This window comes from Microbispora sp. NPDC049633 (assembly GCF_040675265.1).
GTDB classification, from domain to species: Bacteria; Actinomycetota; Actinomycetes; order Streptosporangiales; family Streptosporangiaceae; genus Microbispora; species Microbispora maris.
The window spans coordinates 16,287-31,708 of sequence record NZ_JBFAOO010000082.1 but is presented as its reverse complement, the minus strand read 5'-3'; the positions used below and the strand labels follow the sequence as shown (position 1 = coordinate 31,708).

At 73.0% G+C, this 15,422-nt stretch carries 13 protein-coding genes; 6 read left to right on the top strand and 7 right to left on the bottom strand.

Translation table 11 applies throughout. The annotated features are described in order from the left end of the window. Nucleotides 1-277: 277 nt before the first annotated feature. Complete coding sequence (locus AB0J39_RS21575) at nt 278-817, bottom strand: TetR family transcriptional regulator (protein ID WP_363467422.1); 540 nt, start codon at nt 815-817, stop codon at nt 278-280. Nucleotides 818-925: 108 nt separating this feature from the next. On the opposite strand from AB0J39_RS21575, the gene AB0J39_RS21570 reads away from it, so the two are divergent. Further along, complete coding sequence (locus AB0J39_RS21570; protein ID WP_363467419.1) at nt 926-3,178, top strand: MMPL family transporter; 2,253 nt, start codon at nt 926-928, stop codon at nt 3,176-3,178. Between the two features lie 31 nt (nt 3,179-3,209). Here AB0J39_RS21570 and AB0J39_RS21565 read toward each other — a convergent pair whose 3' ends face one another. From AB0J39_RS21565 to AB0J39_RS21555, 3 genes are all read right to left on the bottom strand, one after another. Continuing rightward, nucleotides 3,210-4,541: a cellulose binding domain-containing protein gene (locus tag AB0J39_RS21565; RefSeq protein ID WP_363467416.1), complete on the bottom strand. Its 1,332-nt coding sequence runs from the start codon at nt 4,539-4,541 to the stop codon at nt 3,210-3,212. A 249-nt stretch (nt 4,542-4,790) separates the two neighbouring features. Then, nucleotides 4,791-7,043 (bottom strand): serine/threonine-protein kinase, encoded by a 2,253-nt coding sequence (locus AB0J39_RS21560; protein ID WP_363467413.1) that lies wholly within the window; start codon nt 7,041-7,043, stop codon nt 4,791-4,793. Nucleotides 7,044-7,114: 71 nt separating this feature from the next. Continuing rightward, nucleotides 7,115-8,398: an amidohydrolase family protein gene (locus tag AB0J39_RS21555; protein ID WP_363467411.1), complete on the bottom strand. Its 1,284-nt coding sequence runs from the start codon at nt 8,396-8,398 to the stop codon at nt 7,115-7,117. 73 nt (nt 8,399-8,471) lie between these two features. Here AB0J39_RS21555 and AB0J39_RS21550 point away from each other — a divergent pair, with 73 nt between their 5' ends. Together AB0J39_RS21550 and AB0J39_RS21545 are read left to right on the top strand one after the other, a co-directional pair. After that, nucleotides 8,472-8,984, top strand: a complete 513-nt coding sequence (locus AB0J39_RS21550) for a MarR family transcriptional regulator (protein ID WP_363467409.1) — start codon at nt 8,472-8,474, stop codon at nt 8,982-8,984. A gap of 10 nt (nt 8,985-8,994) precedes the next feature. Beyond that, nucleotides 8,995-9,651, top strand: a complete 657-nt coding sequence (locus AB0J39_RS21545; RefSeq protein ID WP_363467406.1) for a ThuA domain-containing protein — start codon at nt 8,995-8,997, stop codon at nt 9,649-9,651. 3 nt (nt 9,652-9,654) lie between these two features. On the opposite strand, the gene AB0J39_RS21540 is transcribed toward AB0J39_RS21545, so the two are convergent. Further along, nucleotides 9,655-10,335 carry a DNA alkylation repair protein gene (locus AB0J39_RS21540; RefSeq protein ID WP_363467403.1) on the bottom strand — a complete coding sequence of 227 codons (681 nt, stop codon included), beginning with the start codon at nt 10,333-10,335 and terminating at the stop codon, nt 9,655-9,657. After that, on the bottom strand, nt 10,332-11,003 hold the full coding sequence (locus AB0J39_RS21535; protein WP_363467400.1) for a TetR/AcrR family transcriptional regulator: 672 nt from the start codon (nt 11,001-11,003) through the stop codon (nt 10,332-10,334). Before AB0J39_RS21535 ends, AB0J39_RS21540 begins: the two co-directional genes overlap by 4 nt. A gap of 95 nt (nt 11,004-11,098) precedes the next feature. Between AB0J39_RS21535 and AB0J39_RS21530 the strand changes: the two genes are divergently transcribed. From AB0J39_RS21530 to AB0J39_RS21520, 3 genes are all read left to right on the top strand, one after another. Beyond that, a complete protein-coding gene (locus AB0J39_RS21530) occupies nt 11,099-12,475 on the top strand; it encodes an alkaline phosphatase D family protein (protein WP_363467398.1) in 1,377 nt (458 codons plus the stop codon). 87 nt (nt 12,476-12,562) lie between these two features. Then, on the top strand, nt 12,563-14,050 hold the full coding sequence (locus AB0J39_RS21525; protein WP_363467395.1) for a glycoside hydrolase family 3 protein: 1,488 nt from the start codon (nt 12,563-12,565) through the stop codon (nt 14,048-14,050). Nucleotides 14,051-14,096: 46 nt separating this feature from the next. Next, a complete protein-coding gene (locus AB0J39_RS21520; protein WP_363467392.1) occupies nt 14,097-14,933 on the top strand; it encodes a hypothetical protein in 837 nt (278 codons plus the stop codon). On the opposite strand, the gene AB0J39_RS21515 is transcribed toward AB0J39_RS21520, so the two are convergent. After that, nucleotides 14,923-15,414 carry a TIGR00725 family protein gene (locus AB0J39_RS21515; protein ID WP_363467389.1) on the bottom strand — a complete coding sequence of 164 codons (492 nt, stop codon included), beginning with the start codon at nt 15,412-15,414 and terminating at the stop codon, nt 14,923-14,925. The two genes, AB0J39_RS21520 and AB0J39_RS21515, sit on opposite strands and share 11 nt — an antisense overlap. Nucleotides 15,415-15,422 lie beyond the last annotated feature (8 nt).

The following is a 15,422-nucleotide window of genomic DNA, read 5'->3' as shown; positions in this document are numbered from 1 at the left end:
TGGTAGCCCTTGAGCCGCGCCGCGACCGCGTTCAGCAGGTGCGTCTTCCCGATGCCGGGCTCGCCGAGGACGAGGACGGTCCGCGGCGTCTTCGACAGGGCCGACACCACCTGACCGAGTGTGCCCGCGCGGCCTTCCCCGGCGGCCGATACGTCCACGACTGGCCGTCACTCCCTTCGCATCCGTCCCGCTGGTGTCTCCTAGGACGCGGCGGAAAGGTTGAACGTTCACACGAAATGTGACGTGCTCCGCAAGTGATCGCAAGGGGATCGATGCATCAAGATTCGAACACGGCGACGGCGGCGGCGGTCAGCCTCTCCTCGACCACCTCTTCGGGCACGTCCATGGTCTTCACCACCCCGGACTGCACCGCGCCGAGGGCGGCCCAGGCGCGTACGCGCGTGCCGGGGGAGGGGTCCGGCCCGGCCAGGCGGGCGAACAACTCCCGGCCGAACTCCCTGATCGCCTCGCCGGGCGATCCGGGAGGGGCGCTGTCGGCGGCGCCGATGTCCTCGGTGAGCAATCGGATCACAGCGCGGTGCCGTACGGCGAACGCCGCGAACGCCCGCAGGAACTCCCGGTGCCCGGGGAACCGGGCGCCGAGCAGCGCGAGCAGGTCGTCGGCCGCCGGGGCGATGATCTCGGCAGCCAGCCGGTCCTTGGGATGGAAGTGGTAGGCGACCGCCGTCTTGGTCAGGCCGACCGCCGCCGCGATGTCGGCGAGCGACACGGCGGCGTACCCGCGCTCGGCGAACAGGTCGCGGGCCGCGGCCAGGATCCGGGACCGGGTCGCGTTCCCCTGGTCGAGTGTGGTCATCGTCTCATTTTCCGGCGTGCCCCTCGCCCGCCGATGCGTTCCGTTTACCCTCGTTCTGTACGGCCGTACAGGACGGCCGTCAGGACATGCTAGCCGGGACGGACGACGATGAGCGGGCTTCTGGGGCGGCTCGGCGGATGGTGCGCGCGCCACGGCTGGCTCGTGCTGACGCTGTGGGTGCTGGCGGCGGGGCTGCTGACCGCGGGCACGCTGGTATGGGGCCGGCCGGTGAACAACGACGTCGCGATCCCCGGCACGGACGCGCAGCGGGCGCACGAACTCATGCGCGAGGGCTTCGGCCCGGGATTCGACGCGGGCGGGACGGTGCAGCTCGTTCTCCACACGGCGGACGGCACGCTGATCGACAAGTCCCGCAAACAGGCCGTCGAGCAGTCGATGGACGCCCTGCGGCGCGCGCCGCACGTCGCCCAGGTGGAGACGCCGTACCGGATCGGCGGCATGTCGTCCAACCTGCGGATCGGCATGATCACCATACGGTTGGAGGGGCAGGACACCACCAAGATCGCGCAGACCTCCGAGCAGCTCGTCGCCGCCGCCGCGCCGGCCGCGCGGGCGGGCATCGAGGTCGTCCCGTCCGACAGCTCCACCCCCGCCGACAAGGAGATCAAGACCGGCGCCAGCGAGGTCGCGGGCGTGGTCGTCGCGCTGCTGGTGCTGCTGTTCGCCTTCGGGACGCTGGTCGCCGCGCTCGTGCCGATCTTCACGGCGCTGATCAGCATCGGCGTGGGGCTCGGCGTCATCGCGCTGCTCGGACATGTCGTGGACGTCCCTTCGACGGCGTCGATCCTGGCCACGATGATCGGCCTCGGCGTCGGCATCGACTACGCGTTGTTCCTGCTGTCGCGGCACCGGTCGCTGCTGGCCGGCGGCGTGCCGGTACCGGAGGCGGTGCGGCGCACCGCGGCCTCCTCCGGCGGGGCCGTGCTGTTCGCCGGCGGCACGGTCGTGATCGCGCTGAGCGCGCTGATGTTCGCCGGCGTCCCGCTGCTGCGCACGCTCGGCTGGATCACCGGCGTCTCGGTCGTCTGCGCCGTGCTCACCTCGATCACGCTGGTGCCCGCGCTGCTCGGCATCCTCGGCCACCGGGTCAACGCGCTGCGGCTGCCCTTCTCCGGGCGCGCCGCCCGCCACGACGGCCCGGCGACCGGCTGGGCCAGGCTGGGCACCTGGGTGGCGCGCCGCCCCTGGCGGGTGCTCGCCGTCACCGTGGTCGTGCTCGCGGCGCTCGCCGCCCCGGCCGTCACGATCAAACTCGGCCCGCTCGACGACGGGTACGGCGACAAGGGCACCCCCGCCCGCCGCGCGTACGAGCTGGTCGAGGCGGGCTTCGGCCCGGGCGCCAACGGCGGGCTCGTCGTCGTGGCCGAACTCGACCGCAAGATCGCCGACTCGACACCGCCCGACCCGGTGGTGCAGGTGCTGCGCCAGCGGGTGGAGCACACCGAGGGCGTAGCGTTCGTCGCGCCGCCGCAGGTCAACGAGGACGGCCGGTCCGTGCTCATCCAGGCCGTTCCCGACTACGGGCCGAGCGACCGGCGCGCCCTTGACGTCGTGAAGCGGGTGCGTGCCATCGAGGTGCCGGGGGCGCACGTCCACGTCGGCGGGGAGGTGGCCGGGCTGGCGGACATGGGCGACCGCATCATGGGCCGGACTCCGCTGGTCGTCGGCATCGTCGTGCTGCTCAGCGCCATGCTCCTGCTGCTGGCCTTCCGCGCGCCCCTGGTCGCGGTCAAGGCGGCGGTGATGAACCTCGTCTCGCTCGGCGCCGCCTTCGGCGCCCTGGCCGTGGTGTTCTCCCACGGCCTGGGCAGCCGTCTGGTCGGCATGGACCCGCCGCCCTCGGCCGAGGGGTCCTACCTCGCCACGCTGTTCTTCTCGGTGCCCATCGACACGTACGTGCCGCTCATGCTGTTCGCCGTGCTGTTCGGCCTGTCGATGGACTACGAGGTCTTCCTGCTCACCTCCGTACGGCAGGCCTACGCCCGCAGCGGGGACAACCGGAGCGCGGTGGCCGAGGGACTGGGCTCGACCGGCCGCGTCATCACCTCGGCCGCGCTGATCATGGTGGCGGTGTTCACCGCCTTCATCGCCTACCCCGACCCGTTGGTCAAGGTGTTCGGCGTCGGGCTGGCCGTGGCCATCACCGTCGACGCGACCCTTATCCGGGGCTTCCTCGTGCCGGCCACGATGGTGCTGCTCGGCAGGCTCAACTGGTGGATCCCGCGGTGGCTCGACCGGATCCTGCCGAACCTGTCCATCGAGGGCCACGAGGAGGACGGCGAGCCGGCCGGGCCGGCGGAGCCCGAACTCGTCGGCGTGGGCCGGCACGCTCGTCCCTGACGCGCTCATCGGTACGGCACCGGTGTCCGGATCAGAAGTTCTTGTTCCGGACGGTCCAGGGGGCTCTGGCCGCCAGGCCCGAGGGGCCGAGGATGTACGCGCGTGCCGTGGCGTTGCCGTTGAGGGTCATGTCCAGGAACTGGACCACCGCGGTCATGCCGTCGGTCATCTGGCTGCCGGTGATGAACCCGACGTGACCGGCCTGCGGATGCTCGGCCAGCACCGCCGGCACCTGGGTGAGGTCGTAGTTGGCCCTGGTGTTGTCGTAGGCGATGTCGGAGGGCCCGCCGTCCAGGAACATCACCGGGGTGTGCAGCTTGGACAGTTCCGCGCGTGAGTATCCGAACGAACCGTCGGCGAACAGCCCGCTGTCCAGCGAGACGACGCCCTTGACCCGCCGGTCCTGGCCGGCGATCAGCGCCTCCAGCCCGCCGCAGGAGTGCCCGGCCGTGGCGACCCTGGACAGGTCGAGGCGCTGGTAGAGCGGCGAGCCGGCGCGGGCGTTCTCGCGCTCGGCCCAGCTGATCGCGTCGGTCAGCAGCGACGGGATCGGGGACCCGCTCTGCACGCCGTTCGGCGAGCCGTCGACCGACGCGGTGTCCACCACGACGAACCCGCGGGCGGCGATGAACGTCAGCGCCCGGACGACCTCGCTCCCGTTGGTGTGCGCGCAGGCCCCGTTGCCGAAGACCAGCACGGGCATGGGGCGCCCCACGGCCGCGGGGTTCGACGGCCGGAACACGGTGTAGCGGTTGGTGCCGTACGCCCCCTCCCTGGTGACCGGGAAGTCGTTCTCGATGGCCGGCCTGCTCGGCGGGGTGGGACTGGCACTCGGCGAGGCACTGGGGCTGGCGCTGGGACTGGCACTGGGGCTGGCACTGGGGCTGGCGCTGGGACTGGCGCTGGGACTAGGGCTGGGACTGGGGCTGGGAGAGGTGACGCCGCCGGTGCAGGTCACGCCGTTCAGGGCGAAGCCGGACGGCACCGGGTTGGAGCCGTTCCAGCTGCCGTTGAACCCGAATTCCGTGCTGCCCCCGCTGGGGAGGCTGCCGTTGTAGGAGACGTTGGTCACCGTGACCTGGGAGCCGGACTGGGTGGGGGTGCCGTTCCACAGCTGGGTGATGGTCTGCCCGGCCGGGAACGACCAGGTCAGCTTCCACCCGTTGATCGGGTCACCGAGGTTGCGGACGCTGACGCTCGCGCCGAAGCCGCCCTGCCACTGGCTGGTGACCGTGTAGCTCACCTGGCACCCGGCCGCGGCCGCCGACGCGGCGTGCGTCGCGGCCACCCCGGCGCCGGCCGTCAGCAGCACGGTGGCGGCCGACAACGTCAACCGCCGGCGAAAAGAGCTGTCATTTCGCACGGGCTTCTCCCGAATCTCCCGAGTATTCGCGTTAGCGCTAACAATCACGGGTGCCGATGTCCGCGGACATCGTGCCGTCGCTGTCGGGAGTCAAACCGGCACACAAAAGACGCGTCAACGGCACGAGGGTGTCCCCCGTTCTCCCAGCACGAGGGCAACCCTGGTGAACAGGCGCTTCGAAAAGCATGCGAAAGACTGTCGGCCGGGACGGCGGTGAATTTTTCACGCCACCCGCCCGCGACAGGCGGGTCAGTCGATGACCGGCGGAGGCGGGGTGTCCTGCGGATCGGGACTCTGCCGCCCCGGCTCCCGCGGCCCGGGGTCCTCCGGCACCGGACTCCGCGGTGGCTCAGGAGTCGCCGGCGTATCGGGGCTCCTGGGCGGGTCCGGTGTCTTGGGCGGGTCGGGTGTCTTGGGCGGGTCGGGTGTCTTGGGCGGGTCGGGGCTCTCGTTTCCCTGGCCCGAGGGCGACTCCTGCGGACGCGGGCAGCGGGGACCGGCGACCCCTGCCTCGGCCTGGCGCGGCCCGCCGGCATAGGCCGGATCGGTCGTGACGCGCACCCCGAACACGGCTCTCTTCCCGCATGCCACGGGGCCGAGGCCGGAGGCCACCGTGAAGGAGTAGGACGTGCGGCCCGAGAGCGTACGGGTGTCGGCCGCCGCCGGGCGACCGTCGCGGGTGAAGACGGTGGAGACCCTGACCGGGCCTCTGCCCGTGGTCCGTACCGTCACGGCCGCCGCCCTGCCGTCCCAGCGGTCGATCGCCACGCCTTCGACGGTGGGCGCCGGGCAGGGCGCCCCGGTGAGTCTCCGCGTGCGTGTGCGGGTGCCTCCGCGGGCGGCCGGGGCCGTGGACACCTCGACCCGCCGATACACGGTGGTTCCGCAGGCGGGGGCGGGGAACGCCTGCTGCAGCCCGATGTGATAGGACCTCGCGCCCCGCAGCCCGACCGTCTGCGCGGGCGCGGCGGTGAGGGCGTCCGGCGACGGCCCGGACGCGAAGCGCGCGGTGAGCAGGACCCGCGCCGTCGTGCTCGCCCGTACGTCGACCGTGACCGCCTGGCCGTCGAACGCCGCGATGCCGAGGTCCGTCACCCGCGCCGGCGGCGGCGACGCGGTCGCGCCCAGGTGCGAGGGGGTGACGCTCGGCCCCGCGGAGCCCGGCGGCCCCGCGGAGCCCGGCGGCCCCGCGGAGCCCGGCGGCACGGAGGGGTTCGGCGGCACGGCCGGCCCGGTGGACACGGACGACACCGGCGTCTCGGACAGTTCGGGCGGCATCGCCCCGGCGTTCTCGTCCGGCCCCGCGTCGCTCCCCGAGGTGCCGCCGGGTGTCGTCTCGTCCGGTGTCGTCCCGCCCGGCTCCGTCTCGTCGGGTGCCGTCTCAGGCACGGCCGGCGGGGCCGTCTCCATGGAGTCCGCGGCCGGGGGCAGCGCCGCCGGAGCGCTCCGCGGCGGCGGGGTGAGCAGGGTGTCCTGCGCCACCGGGGTCTGCCGGTTGGCCGCGACCACCGCCGCGATCACGGCGGCCGACAGCACGGCGGCGCCGATGGCGAAACGGGGCGCGAAGCGCGTGAGCCGCTCCGACAGCACGGTCTGGGCGAGCGAGCTGGACGCCTCGACCGGCTCGGCCGGGGCGGCCAGGGGGAACGTCAGCGCCAGCAGGGTCGCCAGCTCGGCCAGATGGCGGCGGCCGCGCTGCTCCCAGTCGGGCCCGTACGCGGTGGTCGCGGCGGTCTCCAGATCGGTGATGAACGCCCGCGCGGTGGGCGGCCGGTCCGCCGGGTTCTTGGCCATGCCGCGCGCGACCAGGCCCCGCACCGAGCCCGGCACGTCCGCCGCCGGGATGGGAGCGCTGCGGTGCAGCATGCGCAGTGCCGTCAGGTCGTTCGCCCGGTAGGGCCGGTGCCCGGTGAGGCACTCGTAGAACACGCAGGTGGCCGCGTACACGTCGGCGGCGGGGCCGGCGAGCCCGCCGTACCACTGCTCCGGCGCCATGTAGGGCGGGGTGCCCGCGGGCGCGTCCGGCGAGCCGCTCGGCGTCGCGATGCCGAAGTCCGACAGTTTGCTGGTCCCGTCGGCCTGGATCAGCACGTTCTCCGGCTTGTAGTCACGGTGGACGATGCCCGCGGCGTGCGCCGCCGACAGGCCCGCGAGCGAGCCCTTCAGCACGACCAGCGCCGCCTCCGGGCTAGTCGAGCCGTGCTCGGCGAGGATCCTGCGCAGCGAGACCCCGTCGACGAGCTCCATCACGATCGCCGCGCCGTCGGGCGCCTCGACGTACTCGTACAGGCGCACGACGTTGGGATCGTTCAGCTCGACCATGATCCGGGCCTCGTGCCGGAACCCGGCGAGGAAGCGCTGATCCCGCCGCAGTTCCTCGCGCAGGTACTTGATCGCCACGTAGGCGCCCGTGGTCACGTAGGTCGCCAGCACGACCCGTCCGGCGCCGCCGGCGCCGAGTTCGCGCACCTCCCGGTAGCCGGGTACCGACCAGGCGTTCATGACGCCGCCCCCTCGGATAGCTTCGACTCAAGGTCTCACCCGAAAGGGCGGTTGTCACCGGAGCAAAAAAGTCACCTTGCGGATGTAGTCCTGCCGTGCGCGGTGACGTGCCGGGCCGCGTGCACGGCGAGGTCGCGGGCGCGGTCGGCGTCCACGCCCACAAGGCGGCCACCGCGCTTGACGACGCGCCCGCCGACCAGCACCGTGTCCACGGCGGCGGTGTCGGCCGCCGTGACGACCGCGGCCACCGGGTCGTGCACGGGCGCGAGGCCGGGGGCTCGGGCGTCCAGGATCACGATGTCGGCCTGCTTGCCGGGGCGCAGCGAGCCGATCCTGTGGTCCATGCCCAGCGCGGCCGCGCCTTCGATCGTGGCCATGCGCAGCACGTCCGCCGCGGTGAGAGCGGGCCCGGCGGGGCGGGCGCGTCCGGCCGCGAACGCCGCGCGCATCACGGAGAACATGTCGCCGGGGACGTCGGTGACCGTGTCCACGCCGAGACCCGTGGTGATTCCGGACGAGCGCAGCCTGCCGGTCTCGGGGTGGCCGTGTCCCATCAGCGACTCCACCGCCGGGGCCACCGAGGCCGTGCCGCCGCTGCCGGCGATCAGCTTCAGCGACTCGTCCGACATGCCGTTGCAGTGCACGAACAGCACGTCCGGGCCGAGCAGGCCGGCGTCGCGCAGCCGCTCGACCGGGCCCTCGCCGGTGGCGTGCAGGCTGACCCGCAGGCCGAGGTCGCGCGCGAGCGCCCAGTCGGCCCGCGCCGCCTCCACCGAGCCGTAGACCGGGCCCCAGGCGGCGAAGGCGGGGGTGACGAGACCGTCGTCGGACGGCAGGAGCTCCGAGCGGACCCGCCGCACCTCCTGCTCGGCGCGGTCGGCGTCGCCCGTGCCCCGGTGCGCGTACCCGAAGACGGCCCGTACGCCGGACTCGCGTAACGCCCCGACGGCGGCGTCCGTGTGATCGGGAGTGAGCTGGATGTGCGACCAGTCGTAGACGGTGGTGACGCCGGCGTTGAGGGCCTCGGCCGCGCCCCAGAGGTTGGCGGCGTACACGTCCTGCGCGCGGAACGCCGGGGCGAGGGAGCCGAGGACCAGCTCGAGGTACGCGCCGAGAGTCGCGTCGGCCGCGATGCCGCGCAGCACGCTCTGCCACACGTGGCGGTGGGTGTCCACGAAGCCCGGCAGCACGATGCCGCCGCCCGCGTCGACGATCTGGTCGTTCTCCTGTCCGTCGTCCGGGCGCGGCCCGACCGAGACGATGACCCCGTCCTCGATGACGACGGCCGCGTCCGGCACGACGTGCGGGCGCGGCTCGGTGTCGACGACGATGCCGTTGACAATGATCGTTCTCATGAGGCTCCTATCTCAAATGCTTTCGCAAAAGCTTTTTAGAAAGCTATCAGGGCGAGGGACTAGGCTCAACCTCATGCGACAGCGGGACCGGGTCGACGAGATGATCGAAGGGTGGCGGGCCGAACTGCCGGAGGCGGCCACCGTCCAACTGGAGATCGTCAAGCGCATCAGCCGGCTCAAGGCCCGCGTCGAGGAGGTCACCCAGGGGGTGCTCGGCCGCCACGGCCTGACGTACGCGGAGTTCGACGTGCTCGCCACCCTCCGCCGGGCCGGCCGGCCATACCGGCTCAAGCCGAGCAGGCTCGCCTCCCACCTGATGCTCACGACCGGAGGGACGAGCAACATCCTGCAGCGGCTGGTCGCCGCCGGGCTGGTGGAACGGGAGCCCGATCCGACCGACGGGCGCAGCTCGTGGGTGCGGCTCACCCCGCTCGGCGTGGCGAAAGCCGAGGAGTTGTCGCTGGCCACGACCGAGGCGCACCGGGAGCTGCTGGCGGACGTGCCGGAGCCGGCCGCGCGCGCCCTGGCCGACCTGCTCAGGGACGTCCTGCTCGCCCTGGGCGACCGAGCCCAGCCCAGAACATAAGGTGCTTGTCATGCCGCGCAACCTCATCCTGTCCGGGGGAGTGGCCCACGACTTCCCGGCCACCTCGGCCGCTCTCGCGGGCGTGCTCGCCGAGATCGGCATCGAGTCGGAGATCACCGAGGACATCGCGGGGGCACTGGCCGAGCCCCCACCGGTCGGCCTGATCACCGTGAACGCGTTCCGCTGGAGGATCGACGGCGACGACTTCGCGGAGGAGCGCGACCGCTGGCGCTTCGAGACGCCGGACTCCGTCAGGCGCACGCTGCTCGCCCACCTCGCGCGGGGCGGCGGGCTGCTCGCCGTGCACACCGCCTCGCTCTGCTTCGACGACTGGCCGGAGTGGGCCGAGATCGTGGGCGGCGCCTGGAGATGGGGCAAGTCGTACCACCCGCCGATCGGGCCGGCGGAGGTCCGGCTCGCGGGCGGTCATCCGATCGTCGACGGCCTGACCGGCTTCGAGGTCGCCGACGAGGTCTACACCGACCTCGACGTCCTGCCGGACGTGGAGCCGCTGGCGTACTCGGGGGACCAGCCCCTGCTGTGGGCGAGAACCGTGGCGGGCGGCAGGGTCGTGTACGACGCGCTCGGCCACGACACCCGGTCGTACGAGAACCCGGTGCGCCGCGCGCTGCTGCGGCGGGCGGCGCGGTGGCTCCTCGGGAACTGACTCCTACGCGCCGGGGAGGTTCCGCAGCGCCTCGCGGCGGCTCAGCCCGCTGATGCCCTGGTGCTTCACGTAGCGGAGCACCTCCTGCGGATTGGTCTTCGCGTACTCCCGCAGCGCCCACCCGATCGCCTTGCGGGCGAAGAAGTCGGTGTCCGACAGGCTCGGCTCGATGCAGGCGTAGAGCAGATGGGCGTCGGTCCGCTCCTTGAAGGAGTTCTGGCACAGGATGGCCGTGCGCCGCTTCCACAGGTCGGGGTCGTGCGCCCACTCCAGCACCAGGCGGCGCATGCTCTCGGGATACAGCCGCAGCAGCGTGCCGATCCGGTGCACGGCGATGTCGTCGACCAGGTCCCACCACGCCCCTGTGACGATCATCTCCTCGTACATGGGGATGGTGTAGAGCGTCTGCCAGGGCCGGTAGAAGCGGTGCGCGGACAGCTCGATGGCGGCGTAGCGCTCCTCGCGGTACTCCGCCTCGCGCCACAGGGCCAGCACCGCCCTGCGCCACTCGGGGGCGCTGTCCAGCCGGTGCTCGGCGAAGACCTTGCGCAGCGCGGCCCGGCGGGGCACGGCCGTCACCCCGAGGAACGGCATCTCCGACTTCATGTACGACCGCATCGAGACGGCGCGCGCCGGGTCGGCGGCCTCGGTCAGCGCGAGCCGTACGGCCTTGACGAGTGTCATGACGGGCGGCTCGCCCGTTCGCCGGTCGCCAGGCCGTCGAACAGCAGCTTGCCGAAGTGGTCGGCCAGCGCGTCCGTGTCGAGCCTGCCGTCGGGGCGGAACCAGCGGACGGTCACCCAGATCGTGTCGCGGATCATCCGGTAGGTCAGCTTGGGGTCGACGTCGGGGCGGAACTGCCCGGCGGCCTGGCCGCTCTTGATCTGCTCCACCCACATGCGCTCGACCTCGTCCTCGGCCCGCACCAGGTAGTCGAACCGGTCGCCGGGCAGCGAGCGCAGGTAGTTCCAGTCGTTCTGCATGACCGTGATGGCCGCCCGGTGGTCCTCCAGCGTGCCGAAGCCGATCCTGACCATCTCCGCCAGGACCGAGCGCGGGTCGGTCCGCGTGTCCAGGACCGCGCGGTAACGGGCGATCAGATCCTCGAGGAAGGTGCGCAGCACCTCGTCGACGATCGTCTCCTTGGAGTCGAAGTGGTGGTAGAGACTGCCGGAGAGGATGCCGGCCTCCAGTGCGATCTCCCGCACGGTGGTGGCCTGGAAGCCCTTGCGCGCGAACAACTCGGCGGCGAGCTTGACGAGGTGGTCGCGCCGTTCGGACGCCGAACCGGCCGCCCCCCGCTTCGCCCTGACCGGCGCGGCCGTGCCGCCGGAGTCCTTACGCTGGTTCACGGCTCCCATTATGGCCGCCGACCAAGGGCTTGTTCACATTCTCGCCTCGCCCGACCTCCCCGCACCGGCCGTGCCCGTAGGGCAGGATCGAACGCATGGCGAAAATGGGCTATCCGTTCACCCTGGGGGTGGCGTCAGGGGAGCCGTTACCCGACGGCGTGATCCTGTGGACCCGTCTGGCCCCCGAACCGCTGCATCCGACACAGCCCGGCGGCATGCCCAGCCGGGCGCTGACCGTACGGTGGGAGCTCGCCGAGGACGAGGCGTTCACGAAGATCGTGCAGTCCGGCACGGCGCCCGCGCAACCGGACTGGGCGCACAGCGTGCACGTGCGGGTGGCCGGGCTGCGGCCCGCCGCCGACTACTTCTACCGGTTCTCCGTGGAGGGCCACGTCAGCCCGGTCGGCCGCACCAGGACCGCGCCCGCCCCCGATTCGACCGCCCCCGTCCGGTTCTGCTTCGTCTCATGCCAGCGCTACGAGCACGGCCACTTCACCGCGCTGCGTCACATGGCCGCCGAGCGCCCCGACCTCGTCCTCCACCTCGGCGACTACATCTACGAGTACGGCAAGCCGAAGAACCCCAAGCCGGGCCGATGGGTGCGCCCGCTCGAGTCGGCGGCCGAGTGCACGACGCTGGGCGCCTACCGCAACCGCTACGCCCGCTACAAGATGGACAAGGACCTGCAGGCCGCCCACGCCGCCGCGCCGTGGGTTTCGATCCCCGACGACCACGAGGTGCGCGACAACTGGGCGGGCGCGCTGCCCGGCGACGGCGGCAGCCCGGCCGCCTTCCTCAAGCGCAGGGCCGCCGCGTTCAAGGCCTACTACGAGCACCAGCCGCTGCGCGTGCGCCCGTCCGGTTCCGTCCTGCAGAACCACCGCTGGCGCCCGTACGGCCGGGTGGCCGACTTCCTGCTGACCGACACGCGGCAGTACCGCGAGGGGCGCGACATGCTCGGCGCCGAGCAGGAGAAGTGGCTGACCGACCGGCTGCGCGGCTCGGCGGCCCGGTGGAAGGTGCTCGCGCAGGCCGTGTTCTTCTCCCAGCGGAGGTTCCCGCTCGAACCCGTGAGCGCCGACGCCTGGGACGGCTACCCCGACTCGCGCGCCCGCGTGCTCGCCGCCGCCCCCGACGGGCTGGTCGTGCTGAGCGGCGACGTGCACAGCGCGTACGCCTGCGACATCCGGGCCGACTGGGCGGATCCGGCCTCGCGCGCCCTCGGGGCCGAGTTCGTCGGGCCGTCGGTGACGAGCATGCCCGGCATCACCGACGCGAGCGCGATCCTCGACGCCAACCCGCACATCGCGTTCTTCGACAGCCGCCACGGCTACGTGTCCTGCGTGGCGGACATGGAGGGTTTCCGCGCGGACTACCGGGCCGTCGCCTTCGTGGACCGTCCCGGCGCGCCGGCGACCACGATCGCCGGCTTCGAGGTGAAGGAGAACCGGCTCCACCGCGTCGATCTGTGAGCACATCCCCAGGCCTGCCCCCTAGCAAATAGGAAACTTTCCTATTAGATTGCGGGGCATGCCTGAGCGATGCCTTGTGGGCGCAGCATGAAGCGAAGCCCTGACCTGCTCCGTCTTGCCGACACGGTCCTGTTGCCCGGCTTCACCGGGACCACCGCCCCCGACTGGGTGCGGCGGCGGCTCGCCGGCGGGCTCGCCGGTGTGGTGCTGTTCTCCCGGAACGTCGACACCCCGGCCCAGCTCGCCGCGCTGACCTCGGCTCTGCGCGCGGAGAACCCCGACATCCTGATCGGCATTGACGAGGAGGCCGGGGAGGTGACGAGACTCGAGGCCCGCACGGGCAGCTCGCGGCCGGGCAACTTCGCCCTGGGCGTCGTGGACGACGTGGAGCTTACCGAGCGGGTGGCCCGCGACATCGGCCGCGACCTGCGGGCCGCGGGGGTGAACATCGACTTCGCCCCGGCCGCCGACGTCAACTCCAACCCGGACAACCCGGTCATCGGCCTGCGGTCGTTCGGCGCCGATCCGCTGGTCGTCGCGCGGCACACGGCCGCCTGGATCCGCGGCCTGCAGTCCACCGGCGTGGCGGCCTGCGCCAAGCACTTCCCCGGGCACGGCGACACGTCGGTCGACTCCCACCACGGCGTGCCGCGCGTCCCGGCCTCCCGGGAGGAGCTGGCCGAGGTCGAGCTGTGGCCGTTCCGGGTGGCCATCGGCGAGGGCGTGCGCTCGATCATGACCGGCCACCTGCTGGTCACGGCGTACGACGAGGAGCTGCCGGCCACGCTCAGCCCCCGCATCCTCACCGGCCTGCTGCGGGAGGAGCTGGGCTTCGAGGGCCTGATCGTGACCGACGGCATCGAGATGGCCGCCGTCTCCGGCCGGTACGGCCTGGGCGGCGCGAGCGCGATGGCCGTGGCGGCCGGGGCCGACGCGGTCTGCGTGGGCGGGGAGAACGCCGACGAGGCGACCCACGAGCACATCCGCGACGCCGTCGCGGACGCGGTGACCGAGGGCAGGCTGTCGGAGGAGCGGCTCGCCGACGCCGCCGCGCGGGTGCGCGCCCTGACCGCCTGGCAGGCGCAGGCCCCGCCGCCGGACGACCGCGAGGACGAGATCGGGCTCGTCGCCGCCCGCCGGGCCGTACGGGTGACCCTGCGCGGGGCGGACGGCGTGCTGCCGCTGGCCGGCGCCCCGCACGTGGTGGAGCTGGCGCCGGAGACCAACCTCGCGATCGACAAGGGCATGCCCTGGGGCGCGGGGGAGCCGCTCGGCAAGCTGCTGCCCGGCACCACGGTCGCCCGGCTGCGGCAGGGCGACGTCCACAACGGCGTCGCCGGCACGGTGCTGAGCCAGGCGGCCGACCGGCCCCTCGTCATCGTCGTGCGGGACGCCCACCGCCACCTCTGGCAGACGGACCTGCTGGAGCGCCTGCTGGCCGCCCGACCGGACGGCGTCGTGGTCGAGATGGGGCTGCCGGGCCGTACGGACCTCGGGGCGGTCCACATCGCCACGCACGGCGCCGCCAGGGTCTGCGGCCAGGCGGCGGCGGAGGTGCTGGCCGGGCTCACCTGACGTGCCCAATAGCATTGGTCACCGATGACATGCGGATGGGAGCGTCATGAAGGTCGCCTACGTCACCACTGATCACCCGGCGGCCGAGCTGGACGACGAGCGGGAGATCGCCCTCGCCGCCTGGCTCGGCGCCGGCATCGAGGGCGCACCGGTGAACTGGCACGACCCCCGCGTCGACTGGTCGGACTTCGACGCGGCGGTGGTGCGGTCCCCGTGGGACTACATCGACCGTCGTGACGAGTTCGTCGCGTGGGCCCACCGGGTGGAGTCGGTGACCCGGCTGTTCAACCCGGCGCCGGTGATCGAGTGGAACACCGACAAGACCTACCTGCGGACGCTCGGCGTGCCCACCGTCCCCACACACTGGCCCACGCAGGGCGGCGACCCCGGCGCGGACCTGCCCGGCTGGGACGAGTACGTGGTCAAGCCGGCCGTGTCGGCGGGGGCCCGCGACACCGTCCGCACCGCGGACCGGGACGCCGCCGCCGGCCACGCGGCGAAGCTGCTCGCCGAGGGCCGCACGGTCATGGTCCAGCCATACGTCCCGTCCGTCGAGCAGGAGGGGGAGCTGTCGCTGCTGTACTTCGGCGGGCAGTTCAGCCACGCCGTACGGCGGCATCCCATGCTCGCGGGCGTGGCGGAGACCCGGGAGAACCGCGCCACGCTGCGCGACCCGGACGACGATCAGTTCGCCCTCGCCGAGCGGGTCCTGGCCGCGGTGCCGCCGAACCTGCTGTACGCCCGGGTGGACCTGGTGCGGATGCCGGACGGCGAGCCGGTCCTGATCGAGCTGGAGCTCACCGAGCCCTACCTGTTCCTGCGGGACGAGCTGGCCGCGCCGGACCTGTTCGCCGAGACCCTCGCCGAGATGCTCAAGGGCTGAGCGGGCCCGCCCGTCCCGCGGCGGCCAGCGCCAGCCGTACGGCCTCGGCCGGGCCGGCCGCGGCCACCGGGCCGGGCACCGGGCGGCCCTCGGCGTCGAGGACCCGCCAGCCGCCGAGAGTGATCACGGGCGTGCCGCCCCGCTGGGCGAGGGCCAGCTCGGACAGCGTGCCCCAGGACCCGCCCACGACGACGACCGCGTCGGAGGCCCGCACGATCAGCGCGTTGCGGGCCTCGCCGAGGCCGGTGGGCAGGGCCACGGTGAGGTCCGGGCTCGCCCCGGACCGGTCCCGCCCGGACAGGACGCCGACCGCGACGCCTCCGCCCTCCCGGGCGCCCGCCGCGGCGGCGGCCATCACCCCGCCGTACCCGCCGCACAGCACGACCGCGCCGTGCTCGGTCAGCAGACGGCCCACGGCGCGGGCCGCCTCGGCCTCCTGGGGGGTGCACTCGCCCGGCCCGCACACCGCGACCTGCCACATGCCCGTCC